This is a genomic window from Flavobacterium sp. (assembly GCF_049318325.1).
In the GTDB taxonomy this organism is placed as follows: Bacteria; Bacteroidota; Bacteroidia; order Flavobacteriales; family Flavobacteriaceae; genus Flavobacterium.
Genome location: NZ_JBMOGQ010000054.1, coordinates 1 through 14311 on the forward strand (window position 1 = coordinate 1; position 14311 = coordinate 14311).

The window sequence follows — 14311 nt, forward strand, 5'->3', positions numbered from 1 at the left end:
AACAACAATTAAAAAAATACAATAAACCTATCATACTTTCTTGTCCAAGTGGCAATTTTGGTAACATTTGTGCTGGAATTATGGCAAAACGATTAGGCTTGCCTATCGCTCATTTTGTAGCGTCTACCAATGCTAACGATACCGTTCCTAGGTTTTTAGAAAAAGGAATCTATGATCCAAAAGCATCCGTTGCAACAATATCAAACGCTATGGATGTTGGTAATCCGAGTAATTTTATCCGTATTCAAGAATTATACAATAATGATTTGAAAGAATTTGAAAAGGATTTCTCTTCCTACAGCTATACAGATGCTGAAACAGAAATAGCTATAAAAGACATTTACAAGCAAACAAAATATATAGCCGAACCTCATGGTGCTGTTGGTTATTTAGGTTTAAAAAAAGAAATGAAGAAACAACCAAACAGTGTTGGCGTATTTTTAGAAACAGCACATCCTATAAAATTCTTGGATACTGTTGAACCTTTATTGCATTTGAAATTGCCTATTCCAAAGCAAATTGTTAGTGTACTTGGTAAAGAAAAAGTGAGTACGAGAATAAAAAGCTATGAGGAATTTAAATCTTTTTTAATGTAATTGCTCTGAGCTGTTATAAAAATTATATATCCTATAAAAAAACAGATAAATTTCATGAACTTTAAACGAATTTTCTAATTGAATAATTTTCGTTAGCTAGTTTATATAATAAAAAAACTCGACTGGTTTTGGAACTTGCCGGGTTTATTATTTTTTATACAAACTGCCCTAATTTATTAATATCAATACTCTCATGAGAAGCATTATAAACTGCTTTACCGTTTTTAACAAGAATGATTTGAGGTGATTGATGAGTTACTCCAAATCGACTGGCAATTTCATTAGATACATTTCTAAATTCCAACAAGTCTAATAAATAAGGAATAACTTTATCTTGTAAATCAAATTCGTTTTCAAATTGTTTCAACACTATTCTACTTATACTGCAACGTGTACTATGTTTAAAAATAAGAACCGGATTCTCGGTTGATAAATCAATGATTTCATTCAACTGTCCTAAATCAGTTAGTGGTCTCCATCCCACTTTTGAAACTGATTGCTTTTCTTCATTAGAACCAAACATATTCTTTAAAAAACTCATAATTGTCTGTTTTTAAGACATTTTGACTTGCTTTGATGATAAAAATCATTAAAAAAAGACAATATGTCTGTAATTTTATATTGGAATGCAAATTGACCAACAGTCAACAAATATAAACAAAACAACTAACAACAATGAACATAAAAAACTTAACAATCAAATCGCAAGAAGCGTTGCAACAAGCACAGCAGATTGCACAAAGTTATGGTCAACAACAGCTCGAGAACGAACATATTTTTAAGGGAATTCTAGAGGTTGATGAAAATGTAACGCCATTCATCTTGAAAAAACTCAATGTAAATGTAGATTTATTCAAAAAAAATTTAGACAGCACCATTCAAAGTTTTCCAAAAGTTTCAGTTGGCGAAATCATGTTGTCTCGTGAAGCAAATACAGCACTAAACGAATCCAACATCATTGCAAAAAAAATGAACGATGAATATGTTTCTATCGAACATTTAATTTTGGCCATATTCAAATCTAAAAGTAAGGTTGCCCAAATTTTAAAAGACCAAGGCGTAACTTACAACGAATTAGAATCTGCTATTACTGAAATCCGAAAAGGAGAAAGAGTAACTTCTGCTTCTGCTGAAGAAACTTATAATGCCTTGAATAAATATGCTAAAAACCTCAACGAACTAGCACGTCAAGGAAAACTTGATCCAGTTATTGGAAGAGATGAAGAAATTAGAAGGGTTTTACAGATATTAACGCGTCGTACAAAAAACAATCCGATGCTTGTGGGTGAACCCGGCGTTGGTAAAACAGCTATTGCTGAGGGCTTGGCTCATCGAATTGTAGATGGAGACGTGCCTGAAAACCTTAAAGACAAAGTCGTTTATTCACTTGACATGGGTTCACTGATTGCAGGTGCAAAATACAAAGGTGAATTTGAAGAACGATTGAAAGCGGTGGTAAAAGAAGTAACCTCAGCAGAAGGAGATATTGTACTTTTCATTGATGAAATTCACACATTGGTTGGTGCTGGTGGTAGCGAAGGCGCAATGGATGCGGCTAATATTTTAAAACCAGCTCTAGCTCGTGGAGAATTGCGTGCTATCGGCGCAACAACTTTGGATGAATATCAAAAATACTTCGAGAAAGACAAAGCATTAGAACGGCGGTTTCAAAAGATAATGATTGACGAACCTGATACCGAAAGTACTATTTCTATTCTTCGTGGTATCAAAGAAAAATATGAAACACATCATAAAGTACAAATTAAAGACGAAGCGATTATTGCAGCCGTAGAATTATCCCAACGCTATATTACCAATCGTTTCCTTCCGGACAAAGCAATTGACTTGATCGACGAAGCGGCTTCTAAACTACGTATGGAAATCAATTCAAAACCAGAAGAATTAGATGTTTTGGATAGAAAAATTATGCAATTAGAAATCGAGTTGGAAGCCATCAAACGCGAAAATGATGAAAGTAAAATGAAAGTACTGAAATTGGATTTGGCTAATCTTAAAGAAGATAGAAATGAAATTTTCACCAAATGGAAATCGGAGAAAGATGTAGTCGATAATATTCAAATAGTAAAAACTGAAATTGAAGATTTTAAATACGAAGCTGAACGCGCAGAACGTGATGGAGATTATGGTAAAGTAGCTGAAATTCGTTACGGAAAAATAAAAGAAGCTCAAGAACGCTTGGATGCATTATTGAAACAATTACAAGAAAATCAAGCGGGAACCTCCTTGATAAAAGAAGAAGTAACTCGTGAAGATATTGCAGAAGTTGTTGCCAAATGGACCGGAGTCCCAGTAATAAAAATGCTACAAGGTGAAAGAGAAAAGCTTTTAAAATTGGAAGATGAATTGCACCGCAGAGTTGTGGGCCAAGAAGAAGCCATTGAAGCTATTAGTGACGCAGTTCGTAGAAGTCGCGCCGGATTACAAGATATGAAAAAACCAATTGGAACTTTCTTATTTTTAGGAACAACCGGAGTTGGCAAAACCGAATTAGCCAAAGCATTAGCTGAATATCTCTTCGATGATGAAAATGCTTTAACACGTATCGACATGAGTGAATATCAGGAGAGACATAGTGTGAGCCGATTAGTTGGTGCGCCTCCGGGATATGTGGGTTATGATGAAGGCGGACAATTGACCGAAGCGGTTCGTAGAAAACCGTATTCAGTTGTGCTGTTAGATGAAATTGAAAAAGCGCACCCTGATACATTTAATATCTTGTTACAAGTATTAGATGAAGGTCGCTTAACAGATAACAAAGGTCGTTTAGCCGATTTCAAAAACACTATTATTATTATGACTTCCAATATTGGAAGCGCGATTATACAGGATAAATTTGAAAATCTGAAAGGTTCTGTTGAAGCCGCAACCGAAGTTGCCAAAGTAGAAGTTTTGGGCTTATTAAAACAAACAGTTCGCCCTGAATTTATAAACAGAATTGATGAAATTGTAATGTTTACACCATTAACTAATGCCAATATCAAGGAGATTGTAGGCTTACAGTTGAAAAGCGTTATCAAAATGCTGGCACATCAAAATATTACCTTAGATGCCACTCTGGAAGCTATTGAATACTTAGCTCAGAAAGGTTATGATCCACAATTTGGAGCCCGACCGGTAAAAAGAGTCATTCAAAAAGAAGTTCTGAATCAGCTTTCCAAAGAAATTTTAGCAGGGAGAGTTACAAACGATAGTGTTGTTCTTTTGGATAGTTTTGACGGTCAATTGGTTTTTAGAAACCAAAGTGAACTAGTCACATAAGTTATTTTTAAATGTAATTAGTAATAAAAAAGCCTAATAGATAAATACTATTAGGCTTTTTAAATTCTATTATTTTATCAATTAGTCATCATCTTGTTCATCATCTTGTTCATCATCCTGATCATCATCCATGTCAGTAGCATCATCCATTTGGTCATTAAGTTGTTGTGCTAAAGCGTTGTTTCCATCGGTATCATCTGGACCAATTTCTATAAGTCCGTCTCCGTCACCATCAACCGCACTAGTTAAATCAACATTGCTCAATACTTCATCCATATTTATATTGATAATTAAATCGAATGAACCATTGCTTACCACTAAGTTTTGGGCAGTATCTTCGTAATCAATTTCAAATTCACTTTCAAGGTTATGCCAATAAACAAAAGGAGTTCCGTTTATAGTTCCTCTAATTTCTACTGTTTTATTGAATAAATCTGAAGTGCTTTCTAAACTTTTATTTAATTTAAATTTAACTTCTTCATATGTTCCGTTTGCAATATTTACGGTAGTTACAGGACTAGTTTGATTTAGCAAATCCAATTCCCATGGACCAAATAAACCTACTTCATCTTCTCCATCAAAAATTTCATCATCATTATCATCGCTAACGTTATCATTATCTTCTCCATCTCCGTTTCCTTCAGCAATTTCAAATTCGATTTCTTTGATGTTTATTTTAAAACTTGTTAATACTACTCCACTGTTAAGAGGAGATAATGTTGTATTAGTTTTTGCAGCATTTGTGTAAGTAGCTTTACCAAATATTCTCATTTTGCTTGTGCTTGAACTACTATCATTTGAGCAAGATGCCATCATAATTAATAGAACAGCAATTCCAATTAATGTTTTTAAGTTTTTCATAGTAACTAATTATTAAAATAAAATTATAAAACAAAGATATTATTTTTTTTTCATTATCAAATTTTTCCATCTTTTATTTCATTAACAATTTCCGGATTCAATAAAGTAGAAGTATCACCAAAGTTACTAAAATCGCCTTCGGCTATCTTTCGCAATATGCGACGCATTATTTTTCCTGAACGTGTTTTTGGCAAGTTTGATACAAATTGAATTTTATCAAGCTTAGCAATAGGACCAATTTGGTCGGAGATTAATTGGTTTATTTCTTTACTTAAATTATCTTTATCTCTGATCTCTCCTATCTCTTTCAAAATAATAAAACCATACAAGGCATTTCCTTTAATGTCGTGAGGAAATCCAACAATGGCGCTTTCAGCAATCGCCGGATGTTCATTTATGGCATCTTCAATAGGTGCTGTTCCTAGATTGTGACCAGAAACAATAATCACATCATCCACTCTACCGGTAATTCTGTAATAACCCACTTCATCACGCAATGCGCCATCGCCAGTAAAATACTTACCAGGAAAAGCGGTGAAATAGGTTTCTTTATATCGTTGATGATCTCCCCAAATGGTTCTAGCAATAGATGGCCATGGAAACTTAATACATAAACTTCCAGTCACTTGATTACCTTCAATTTCGTTGCGCAATTCGTCCATCAAAACGGGTTGAATTCCAGGCAATGGTAACGATGCATAAGTTGGTTTTGTTGGAGTTACAAAAGCAACTGGAGAAATCATTATACCTCCCGTTTCGGTTTGCCACCATGTATCAACTAAAGGGCAACGTTTACCACCAACGTGATCATTATACCAATGCCATGCTTCTTCATTGATAGGTTCTCCAACGGAACCAATAACCCTCAATGATTTCAAAGGATATTTCTGTACGTAATCTAAGTTTTCTTTTGCTAAATCACGAATAGCAGTTGGAGCCGTGTAAAATTGAGTTATTTTATGCTTTTCAATTACTTCCCAAAAACGACTATAATTTGGATACGAAGGAACGCCTTCAAATATTACTGTGGTCGCACAGTTTAATAATGGCCCATAAAGAATATAGGAATGTCCTGTTATCCAACCAATATCAGCAGTACACCAAAAAATATCGTTTTCTTCATAGGCAAAAACATTTTTAAAAGTGTAAGCAGTATAAACCATATAACCAGCTGTAGTGTGAACCATTCCTTTTGGTTTTCCGGTAGAGCCTGAAGTATAAAGTATGAACAATGGATCTTCAGCATCCATGATTTCAGCAACGTTATTTGGAATAGCAGCATCTAGTAACGGTTGTAACCAACTATCGCGTCCTTCTTTCATGATAACCGGAGTATTGGTTCTTTTGGCTACTAACACTTTTTCTACACAAGGTGTTTTTAATAAAGCTTCATCCACAATTCCTTTTAAGTCAATGGTTTTATCTCCGCGATAACTTCCATCTGACGTGATAACCATTTTACATTCACAATCATTAATACGCGCTGCCACTGCCGTAGCAGAAAAACCAGCAAAAACTACAGAGTGCACAGCACCAATTCGGGCGCAAGCCAAAGTAGCAATTGCCAATTCGGGAATCATAGGTAAATAAATACAAACTCGATCTCCTTTCTGAACGCCTTGCTCTCGTAATACATTTGCCATTCGGGCTACTCTATCATAAAGTTCGCTATAAGTAATATGAAGTGCTTTTTCGTCTGGATTGTTGGGTTCAAAAATTATAGCGGTCTTATCACCACGTCTCGCCAAATGTCTGTCGATGCAGTTTTTGGTGATATTTACTTTGGCATCAAGAAACCATTTGAAGTTGGCTTCTTGAAAATTAACTTCAAAAACTTTATCCCATTTTTGATACCAAGTAAAGTTTTCTTCAGCAATTTTATCCCAGAACTTTCTGGGTTCACGAACCGACTTTTTGTACATTTTGAAATAATGTTCTAAATCGAGTATTTTGTAGTAGCTCATATATTGTAAATATTTTTATAAAAATACTACTTTATTACAATTTTAAAAGAAATTCATTCTCAAAATAAGCAAGCTATTTATTTGCTAAAACAAATAGTTCTTACTTAATTTTTATTTAATTTGTACTAAAATAAAAAACTATGCAATTTGACCCTAACGAATTAGATTATTCTGCCGTTTATAAACTTTTGACTGGTGCTATTATTCCAAGACCTATTGGATGGATTTCAAGCATTAGCGAAGATGGGATCAATAACCTAGCACCTTTCTCTTATTTTAACGCTGTTGGTGATGACCCACCACATGTTATGTTTTCTGTAGGAAGAGGCAACGACATAAATAAAGACACGCTAAACAATGTGCTTGATACCAAGCAATTTGTAGTAAATATGGTCACCGAAGCTCTAGCTGAAAAAATGAACTTAACTGCACAATCAGTACCATCCCATGTCGACGAATTTGCACTAGCGCATATTGATTCCATCCAATCCATTAAAGTAAAACCACTGCGAGTAAAAGAAAGTCCAATCACTTTTGAATGCGAATTGGTTCATCATTACTTTCTTGAAGACCATAAAAATGGCGGAGCTTGTATAATTATTGGACGCATTGTAATGATGCATTTTGACGAAAGCGTATTAATGGATAACTATAAAATTAATCTAGAAAATTACAAGCCTATTGCTCGATTAGCGGGTTCAAATTATGCTAAAATCGGAGAAATTTTCTCTGTTAAAAGAAACTAAAATTATAAATTAAAGAATGAAAATAGCAGTAATTGGTGGCGGTCCCGGGGGATTATACTTTTCCATACTAACTAAGAAGGCAATGCCTGAATGTCAAATTGATATATATGAACGTAACAAGCCCGATGATAGTTTTGGATTTGGAGTTGTATTTTCTGATGAGACTTTGGGCGAATTTCTTTCTCGTGATTTAAAATCCTATGAATTAATAAGAAGTAATTTTGCTTATTGGGATGATATTATTATAGCTCGTGATGGACAAACCGTAAACATTGCAGGTAATGGTTTTTGCGGTTGTTCCCGAAAAACATTACTGCAATTATTACAACAAAGATGTACCGAGGAAGGCGTTAACCTTCACTTTGAACAAAATGTAGAAAATTTAAAACAATTTCAAGATGCTGATATTATTGTGGCTTGTGACGGAATTGGTAGCGCCATCAGAACACAATTTGCAGAAAACTTTGGAACCAAAATTTCATTAAAGAAAAACAGATTTGTCTGGCTTGGCTCTACCAAACCTCTTGATGCTTTTACCTATTTTTTCAAAACAACGACTCACGGTGTCATAGCAGCTCACACCTATCAATATGAATCTGGAATGAGCACCTGGATTTTCGAATGTAGTAATGAAACTTGGGAAAAACATGGTTTTGAAGTTACCAATGAAGAAGATACAATTGCCAAAATATCCGAAATATTCAAAGATGAATTAGACGGGCACAGCTTGATCACCAACAAATCGCATTGGCGTCAATTTCCGCATGTTACTAATGAAAAATGGTTTCATAACAAAATTGTTCTTTTAGGCGATGCCAAAGCAACAGCGCACTATTCTATTGGTTCGGGAACCAAATTGGCAATGGATTCTGCCATCGGTTTATCAGATGCTGTTATTGCTAACCCAAACAACGTACAGGCAGCTTTTGAACAATATGACAAAACCCGAAGAAACACTGTTGAAATGATTCAACACGCTGCTTTGGTTTCGCTCGATTGGTTTGAAAATATGGATAGAAACAACCAACATCCATTTTATCAGTTTGCTTTTGGATGTATGACTCGAGCAAAAAAAGTAACTTTTGAAAACCTTCGCCTACGAGATAAATCGTTTACGGATAAAGTTTTAAAAGAATTCAATGACAATTTCAATAGCAATAATCAAATTTTGCCTGCGGCATTTACTGAGTTCAAACTACGCGATTTAAAACTCCAAAACAGAATCGTAATGGCACCTATGGGACAATATTCTGCCGAAAACGGTGAGGTTAACGATTGGCATTTGGTGCATTACGGAAGTAGAGCAACAGGTGGCGTTGGATTGATTTTGACGGAGATGACAGCAGTTTCAGAAATAGGACGTATTACTTTAGGTTGTGCTGGAATATATACTAAAGAACAAATAGTTAACTGGAAAAGAATAACAGATTTTGTTCATGCAACTACACAAACAAAAATCGGAATCCAGCTTGGTCATTCTGGGCGAAAAGGCGCCACCAAAAAACCTTGGGAAACGGAGCAAATTGAAAATCCATGGGAACTGATTTCTGCGTCTCCAATTGCTTTTAATGAAAGTTTTTCTACTCCAAAAGAAATGACTTTAGCCGATATGGATTTGGTTACTACCCAATTCGTTCAGGCAACTCAAAATGCTGATGAAGCTGGTTTTGACCTAATCGAATTACAAGCGCATCACGGATTCTTATTAGCTTCTTTCCTGTCGCCTTTAACCAATATTCGAACCGATGAATTTGGTGGTAGCATTGCAAACCGATTGAAATTTCCGTTACGAGTTTTCAACGAAATGCGAAATGTATTTCCAAAAGAGAAGCCAATGTCAGTTCGAATTTCTGCTTCGGATTGGGTAGCAAACGGAATTTCTGAAGAAGAAGTATTAAAAATATCAGAAGCATTCAAAAATGCAGGTGCCGATATCATCAATGTTTCTACCGGAAATACAGTGGCTAACCAGAAACCACAAACGGGAAGAATGTGGCAGACACCTTTTTCAGATTTAATTAGAAATACTATTCATATTCCAACTATTACAGCGGGATATATTCAAGACATTGACCAAATCAACACTGTCATACTAAACGGAAGAGCTGATTTAGTTGCGCTTGGCAGGCCATTGCTGCTTGACGCTAATTTTGTTCGCAACGCCCAAGCTTATGAGCAGTTTGATGCTAAAGATATTCCTAATGAGTATAAGATGGGAATCTCTCATTTATATCCGCTAAAAGCCACGGAAAGAAAACAAGTGGAAAGTATGAAAACAGCATTGAAACCGAAGAGTAATAAAAAATAATGAAACATTACACTGACAATTTCGCTCATGATAATTTACCAGGTCTAGACCTGCAACCTAATTATGCATTTTTAGATTTACCAAAGTTTCATCAACCTGAAATGCTAAATTGTGTTGAAAGGCTTTTGGATAATCACATCAAAGAAGGCAGAGGAAATACTATTTGCCTAAGAACATTTGAAGAAACTTGGACCTACCTAGACTTATATAACAAAGCCAATCAAATTGCGCATGTTTTAGTAAACGATTTGGGATTAGTTCCTGGAAATCGAGTTTTGATTAGGTCTGCCAATAATCCAATGATGGTCGCCTGTTGGTTTGCCATTTTAAAAGCGGGTGGAATTGTAGTTGCTACCATGCCGTTACTTCGATCCAAAGAACTAACTACTATTATTGAATGTGCTGAAATTACACATACCCTTTGCGATAGCGAATTAGCAGAGGAAATGAATTTAGTTAAATCCGATTTTTTAAAAACAACTTGTTTTTACAACAACGCAAAGTTGGAAGAATTCATGTCCAACAAACCCAAAATATACACTAATTATCACAGCAAAGCCGATAGCATTGCTTTAATCGGATTTACTTCAGGAACTACTGGTTTACCGAAAATGACTTCACATTATCATAGAGATATATTAAATATATGTGAAGCATTTCCACAATACTCTTTACAACCAACCGAAAAAGATATTTTTACTGGAAGCCCACCATTAGGTTTTACTTTTGGTTTAGGCGGTTTGGTATTATTTCCAATGTATTTTGGAGCTTCCACCTTTTTAATTGAAAAACCTTCACCTGATTTACTTCTAAAAGCAATTCAAGAACATAAAATAACGATTTGCTTTACTGCTCCAACTGCTTGGAGAATTATTACAACCAAGGTAAACGAATTTGATATATCCAGTTTACGTAAATGTGTTTCGGCAGGCGAAAACTTGCCGTTAAAAGTTTGGCAGGATTGGTATGAAGCAACTGGGCTAAAAATAATTGACGGTATTGGCGCAACCGAAATGTTGCATATCTTTATATCGTCTAATGAAAAAAATATAAAACCTGGCGCCACTGGCGTTGCTATTAATGGTTATGAAGCTAAAATTATTGATAATAATGGAAATCAAGTTCCAACAAACGAACCAGGAAGATTAGTTGTTCGAGGTATTACAGGCTGCAAATATTTGAATCGGATTGAAAAGCAAAAAGAATATGTCATAAACGGCTGGAATTCTACCGGTGATATTTTTCGACAAGATGAAGATGGCTATTTTTGGTTTGTAGCTCGTGGTGATGATATGATTATTTCTTCTGGATATAACATAGGTGCGGTCGAGGTAGAAAGTGTACTATTAACACATGAAGATGTCTTGGAATGTGCCGTAGTTGGCTTACCAGATGAGGAACGTGGAATGTTAGTTTGCGCCTATATCGTATTGAAAGATAAAAGTAAAGCTTCAGATGATATGAAAATACATATTCAACAATGGTTTAAGGAAGTAGCCGCGCCATATAAATATCCAAGAGTAATAAATTTTACTGAAGCTTTACCTAAAACAGAGACTGGAAAAATACAACGATTTAAGTTAAAGTGATTAGTAAATAGTGAAAAGTAATTAGCGAAAAAGTATACACAATCTTGCCATTCCGACGTAAGGTGGAATCTCATAAATTATAAAGAAAAGAAAATGAATCAATCTTTTACAAAACAAGAAAAAATACGTTTCAAACATGTCGACTATGCTGGAATCGTTTTCTATCCAAGATTTTTAGAAATGCTAAATGATTTGGTAGAAGATTGGTTTGAAGAAGCTTTAGACAGGCCATTTTCAAAAATACACGAGACAAACGGAATACCAACAGTTGATTTAAAAGTACAATTCAAACAGCCTGCACGATTAGGAGAAATATTAACCAAAAAACTATGGGTAATTAAACTGGGAGGCGCTTCAGTTCATTGCGGTTTCAGTTTTGAGGATGAAAATGGTAAAACTTGTTTAGAAGGCGAAGTAACATTGGTAAATGTTGGTATTTCCGATGACAGAGGTAAAATCAAAGCGGAAGCTTTCAGTGATATCATGAAAGGAAAGATTTCGAAATTCCTAATTCCTAATCCTTAATTCCTTAACAAAATGGATTTCAAAAAATTCAAAGCCGCGACAGTACAAACTTCTCCCGTTTTTCTAGATATAGAAAAAACAATAACCAAGGTAATTTCGTTTGTGAAAGAAGCTAGTGCTAATGGAGCGAAACTCATCGCTTTCCCAGAAGTATTTGTGGCCGGATATCCATATTGGAACTGGATTATGACACCAGTACAAGGCAGTAAATGGTATGAGGAATTATATAAAAACTCAGTTGCAGTTACTGATGAATCTATGAAGCCATTGTTTAAGGCAGCGAAAGACAATAACATTCACATCGTTATCGGTATAAATGAACGTGGCGATAGTTATGGAGAAATATACAATACCAATCTCATTATTGATAATCATGGTAATCTGATTGGAAAACATAGAAAGTTAGTGCCAACTTGGGCAGAAAAACTAACATGGACAAGTGGAGATGGTTCTTCACTGAAAGTATATAATACTGAAATTGGTCCAATAGGAACCTTGGCTTGTGGTGAAAATACCAATACTTTAGCGCGTTTCACGTTGTTATCTCAAGGCGAACTCATTCATATTGCTAATTATATTTCATTGCCTGTTGCCCCACCCGATTATGATATGGCGGAAGCGATTAAGATTCGTGCTGCAGCGCATTCCTTTGAAGGAAAATTATTTACTATAGTTTCATGTTCTACCATTTCACAAGAAATAAAAGACGCTTTGCGTGCTGATGTTCCAAATGTGGATGAATTACTAACACGAAAAAACTCTGCTTTCTCAGGATTTATTGGTCCGAATGGCGCTGTGATAGGCCAACCATTAATTGATGACGAAGGTATTATTTATGCTGATATAGATTTAGAAAAATGCATTCAACCCAAACAAATGCATGATATTTTGGGGCATTACAACCGTTTTGATATTTTTGATTTACGAGTTAATACAGCACCTACAAGAAAGATAACTTTTATTGACAATCACGAAGAATTTAATAGAAAATAGTATTAAGACTGAAGTATTAAGTACTAAGACAATATAAATGGAAACAAACAATTATTCAGACGACCAAATAGGAAGAGCAAGAGTTCAAGACACACCCGAACTCGAAGCTTATTACAAAGAACTCGAAACTCTTGGTGCTGGTGCGTTATGGACCGTCGCCAACGATATTGAACCATGGGAACCAAGAAGCTCTTCTGTTCCGATGTTATGGAAATATGAAGATTTACGCAGTTTGGTTTTAAAATCATCCGAATTAGTTACACCAGAACAAGCAGGACGAAGAGTCGTTTATTTAGTGAATGACAAACGTAAAGATGTTTCAGCCGCTGTGGGATGGTTATACACCGGAATTCAGGTTACGCGCCCAGGCGAAAGCACATCGGCACACCGACATAAAGCATCTGCTTTGCGATTCATTATGGAAGGTTCTAAAGGATATACCGTGGTAGACGGGAACAAGATTATGTTAGAAGTGAATGACTTTGTTATTACACCCAATTCTACATGGCACGAACACGGGGTTGAAGCAGATGGACAATCCTGTATATGGCAAGATGGCCTTGATATTCCTTTAGTGAATGCTTTAGAAGCTAATGATTACGCAGTTTATGATGGTAAGCAAACTTTAGTAAACGAAATTAATTTTTCACCGATAACGTATGGTTGCGCTGGATTGATTCCGGCAGATAAGACTTGGGATAAACCTTATTCACCTTTGTTTAAATATTCTTGGAAGAACGTTTATCCAGCTCTATTAGAAGCTCTTAAAGTGAATGAAGTCAATTTATTTGATGGTATACTGATGCAATATTCCAATCCGTTAACTGGCGGTCATGTAATGCAAACCATGAGTGCATCAATACAATTATTACCTGCAGGTTTCAAAGGAAAAGCACACAAACACACGGGGTCTTTTGTGTATCAATGTGCTAAAGGAAAAGGATATTCCATCATCAACGGTCAACGATTTGACTGGAAGGAACGCGACATTTTCTGCGTACCTTCATGGGCATGGCACGAACATCATAATCTTTCTGAAACTGAAGATGCGTGTTTGTTTAACTTTAATGATTTACCGGTAATTGAAAAATTGGGATTGTATCAAGGAAAAGAATACATCGAGAATAATGGAAATCAAATGATTTAGGAAGAAATGAAAGAGAAGAAATAGAAAAGTAAAAACTTTAAACAAAATAAAATGAACTCGATAAAATCTTTTTTGATTAACGCTTTTAAATCGTTAAATATTACAGTACTAATTTTCTTGTTTTTAAGTATTTATTTAATACGCCAAGATAATATTTACGCAATTGTATTAGGATATATTTCTATAGTATGGTGGAGTTTAATTGTAGTGATTAATATTTATAAAAAATTCAATAACAATAACAATAACAATATCAAAAATCAATAAAAAATCTATCGGAAATTTGCGTAAATCTTTGCGCTT

10 protein-coding genes and 1 pseudogene are annotated in these 14311 nt (G+C 35.0%); 8 read left to right on the forward strand and 3 right to left on the reverse strand.

Going from position 1 to position 14311, the window contains the following annotated elements; all coding sequences use genetic code 11:
- Positions 1–596: pseudogene (locus tag ACOYLP_RS06480) on the forward strand (threonine synthase); the annotation flags it as partial.
- A gap of 154 nt (positions 597–750) precedes the next feature.
- Here ACOYLP_RS06480 and ytxJ read toward each other — a convergent pair.
- Positions 751–1137 (reverse strand): bacillithiol system redox-active protein YtxJ, encoded by a 387-nt coding sequence (gene ytxJ / locus ACOYLP_RS06485; RefSeq protein ID WP_422855367.1) that lies wholly within the window; start codon positions 1135–1137, stop codon positions 751–753.
- 134 nt (positions 1138–1271) lie between these two features.
- Between ytxJ and clpB the strand changes: the two genes are divergently transcribed.
- Positions 1272–3875 (forward strand): ATP-dependent chaperone ClpB, encoded by a 2604-nt coding sequence (gene clpB / locus ACOYLP_RS06490; protein ID WP_422855368.1) that lies wholly within the window; start codon positions 1272–1274, stop codon positions 3873–3875.
- A gap of 81 nt (positions 3876–3956) precedes the next feature.
- On the opposite strand, the gene ACOYLP_RS06495 is transcribed toward clpB, so the two are convergent.
- Positions 3957–4736: a hypothetical protein gene (locus ACOYLP_RS06495; RefSeq protein WP_422855369.1), complete on the reverse strand. Its 780-nt coding sequence runs from the start codon at positions 4734–4736 to the stop codon at positions 3957–3959.
- Positions 4737–4792: 56 nt separating this feature from the next.
- Positions 4793–6700, reverse strand: a complete 1908-nt coding sequence (gene acs, locus ACOYLP_RS06500) for an acetate--CoA ligase (protein ID WP_422855370.1) — start codon at positions 6698–6700, stop codon at positions 4793–4795.
- A 140-nt stretch (positions 6701–6840) separates the two neighbouring features.
- Between acs and ACOYLP_RS06505 the strand changes: the two genes are divergently transcribed.
- The 6 genes from ACOYLP_RS06505 to ACOYLP_RS06530 all read left to right on the forward strand — a co-directional run bounded on the left by ACOYLP_RS06505 (position 6841) and on the right by ACOYLP_RS06530 (position 14008).
- The gene (locus ACOYLP_RS06505) at positions 6841–7446 is read left to right on the forward strand and encodes a flavin reductase family protein (RefSeq protein WP_422855371.1); all 606 of its coding nucleotides are present in this window, start codon (positions 6841–6843) and stop codon (positions 7444–7446) included.
- Between the two features lie 16 nt (positions 7447–7462).
- Entirely contained in the window at positions 7463–9754 is a 2292-nt protein-coding gene (locus tag ACOYLP_RS06510; protein WP_422855372.1) for an FAD-dependent monooxygenase, read from the forward strand.
- The gene (locus tag ACOYLP_RS06515) at positions 9754–11343 is read left to right on the forward strand and encodes an AMP-binding protein (protein WP_422855373.1); all 1590 of its coding nucleotides are present in this window, start codon (positions 9754–9756) and stop codon (positions 11341–11343) included. The genes ACOYLP_RS06510 and ACOYLP_RS06515 overlap by 1 nt, the downstream gene beginning before the upstream one ends.
- 93 nt (positions 11344–11436) lie before the next feature.
- Positions 11437–11868 (forward strand): acyl-CoA thioesterase, encoded by a 432-nt coding sequence (locus tag ACOYLP_RS06520; RefSeq protein WP_422855374.1) that lies wholly within the window; start codon positions 11437–11439, stop codon positions 11866–11868.
- A 12-nt stretch (positions 11869–11880) separates the two neighbouring features.
- Positions 11881–12861 carry a carbon-nitrogen hydrolase family protein gene (locus ACOYLP_RS06525; protein WP_422855375.1) on the forward strand — a complete coding sequence of 327 codons (981 nt, stop codon included), beginning with the start codon at positions 11881–11883 and terminating at the stop codon, positions 12859–12861.
- Between the two features lie 37 nt (positions 12862–12898).
- Positions 12899–14008: a cupin domain-containing protein gene (locus ACOYLP_RS06530; protein ID WP_422855376.1), complete on the forward strand. Its 1110-nt coding sequence runs from the start codon at positions 12899–12901 to the stop codon at positions 14006–14008.
- The last annotated feature ends 303 nt before the right edge of the window (positions 14009–14311 follow it).

Coding starts and splice junctions, on each gene's coding strand:
- ytxJ (WP_422855367.1), bottom strand. CDS start 1,137: ATGAGTTTTTTAAAGAATATGTTTGGTTCTAATGAAGAAAAGCAATCA.
- ACOYLP_RS06530 (WP_422855376.1), top strand. CDS start 12,899: ATGGAAACAAACAATTATTCAGACGACCAAATAGGAAGAGCAAGAGTT.
- ACOYLP_RS06505 (WP_422855371.1), top strand. CDS start 6,841: ATGCAATTTGACCCTAACGAATTAGATTATTCTGCCGTTTATAAACTT.
- ACOYLP_RS06515 (WP_422855373.1), top strand. CDS start 9,754: ATGAAACATTACACTGACAATTTCGCTCATGATAATTTACCAGGTCTA.
- ACOYLP_RS06510 (WP_422855372.1), top strand. CDS start 7,463: ATGAAAATAGCAGTAATTGGTGGCGGTCCCGGGGGATTATACTTTTCC.
- acs (WP_422855370.1), bottom strand. CDS start 6,700: ATGAGCTACTACAAAATACTCGATTTAGAACATTATTTCAAAATGTAC.
- ACOYLP_RS06495 (WP_422855369.1), bottom strand. CDS start 4,736: ATGAAAAACTTAAAAACATTAATTGGAATTGCTGTTCTATTAATTATG.
- clpB (WP_422855368.1), top strand. CDS start 1,272: ATGAACATAAAAAACTTAACAATCAAATCGCAAGAAGCGTTGCAACAA.
- ACOYLP_RS06525 (WP_422855375.1), top strand. CDS start 11,881: ATGGATTTCAAAAAATTCAAAGCCGCGACAGTACAAACTTCTCCCGTT.
- ACOYLP_RS06520 (WP_422855374.1), top strand. CDS start 11,437: ATGAATCAATCTTTTACAAAACAAGAAAAAATACGTTTCAAACATGTC.